Below are 1,893 nucleotides of genomic sequence, written 5' to 3' on the forward strand. Positions count from 1 at the left end.
ATTTCAGACCGGGGCCGGTGTTAGTTTCGGCGGGTCGGATGGATGGTTCTTGTCTGTTTGGACAGCTCGCTGGGCGTATTCGGCCTGAGGCCGATAGCCCAGCGAGCTGTGTGGTCTTTGGGTATCATAATCTACCCGGAATGCTTCGAGCCTTTTCGCCGCATACTCCATGCTCAGGAAGATTTCCGGATTTAGGAGCTCGTCCGCAGCTTTCCGTTGAACGATTCGACATAGCCGTTCTCGGTCGGCTTGCCGGGACGAATGAAGTCCAGCTTGATCCCGTGACTACATGTCCAGGCGTCGAGCGCCCGGCTGGTGAACTCCGGTCCATTATCCACCGTGATTGCTTTGGGCAGTCTTCCGATTCGCCGGCCCACCTTCCAGCCTTCACGTTTTAACAGCACCGTCAGCCTGCGATAGCCGTAGCGTACGCGCACCGCCGCCAGGTCCCGAAGCCGGACCGTCAAAGCACGTTCGTCGGGACGTTCCTTCGGTCGATATTGGCAACTCGAACGGTTAAGCATCAGCAGCCCGCATCCGCGTCGGAAACTGATGTCGAAGACTTCCGACGCCTTGCGCACCAGCTCGGACCTTCGGGCGGGCTTCAGAGCTTTTTTGAGACGATCTCCTGGAGGATGTGCTTGTCCAGACTCAGGTCGGCCACCAGCTTGCGCAGGCTGCTGTTCTCATCTTCAAGCTGTTTTAATCGGCGCAGCTCCGAAACGCCCATCCCGGCATACCGGCGTTTCCAGCGATGATCAGTCTGCTCGGTCACCCCGATTTCCCGGCAGACTTCGGCGATCTTCCGGCCGCCCTCGACCTGCCTCAGAACGTAGATGATTAGTTCTTCCCGATATCGTTTTCCTTTCCTGCTCATTGGATCGGCTGCCTTTCTTACGATGCCGATCCGAACCTCGCCAGACTATCTCTTGCCCGGTCCAGTTTTTCGGGAGCAGGTCACGAGGGCTGGACGGCGAGTCGGAAGTGAGTGATTCGCCTGTGGGATGTCACTCCCAAGTCCGAAGGCAAATGGATTGACAGGCCGAGCGCACTTTGGAGAGTCGAGTAATCGCCTCATCTTTTACACTGGGTTGGAGCGGTCAACTGCCAGCAAAAGTGTCAGTAACGAGCATGGGCGAGCAGTGACGGAGCAGTAGGCGAAAACCCTTGAGCAGTCTTCAGAATTGGCTATATTTGATCAAAAAATGGCTTTTATGGGTTCGAATCCCTCCCCTTCCGCCATACTTGCCAATACTCGCCTACTACTAGGCCACTACTGGCAACCACTAGCGAATCCGTGTCTGAAATCTTAGGTTGCTACCGGTCCCCGCGGAATGCCCTGAGCATGTCGAGGAGGTTGAAGCGCTTGCTTTCACCAGATTCTCGTCACTGGCAACCAATTATCCGGTGCATACACCGCGCACAATCCGTTTGGTTCACTTCGCATCATTCTCTTCAGTCAACGTCTTGAGGAAGGCAACAAGGGCTTGGCGATCCTCAGGGCTCAGCGGCACTCCACCGTCCAGATGCTTGGCGAGGTTGGGATCCAGCGTCGAACCGCGCTGAACTCCTTCGCTGTAGTGTGCCACCACTTCCTCCAGCGTGGCGAATCGGCCGTCATGCATGTAGGGCGCGGTCAACGCGACGTTGCGCAAGCTCGGCGTGGCGAATTTGCCCGAGTCGGACTCGTTCCCGGTGACGAGAGCACGACCCCAATCAGCATAATCTAAATCGAGCCCGTTGTTGGCAAAGGTCTGACTTTGAAAGAGCGCCCCGCCGTGGCAGTGGAAGCAGTCGGCCCCATACTGTCGTCGTAGGGGATCGTATTCGGTCATGAACAACTCGAATCCGCGCTGCTCTTCTCTGCTCAACTCCACACCGCCGGCCATTGCC

General features: G+C 56.9%; 1 protein-coding gene and 1 pseudogene. Both read right to left on the reverse strand.

All coding sequences use genetic code 11. The annotated features are described in order from the left end of the window. Positions 1 to 3 precede the first annotated feature (3 nt). Positions 4 to 877 (reverse strand): annotated as a pseudogene (locus tag KDH09_16345) (integrase core domain-containing protein). 559 nt (positions 878 to 1,436) lie between these two features. After that, the coding region (locus KDH09_16350; GenBank protein MCB0221269.1) for a c-type cytochrome at positions 1,437 to 1,893 on the reverse strand (457 nt) is incomplete at its 5' end.

Source organism: Chrysiogenia bacterium (genome assembly GCA_020434085.1).
Lineage (GTDB): Bacteria > JAGRBM01 > JAGRBM01 > JAGRBM01 > JAGRBM01 > JAGRBM01.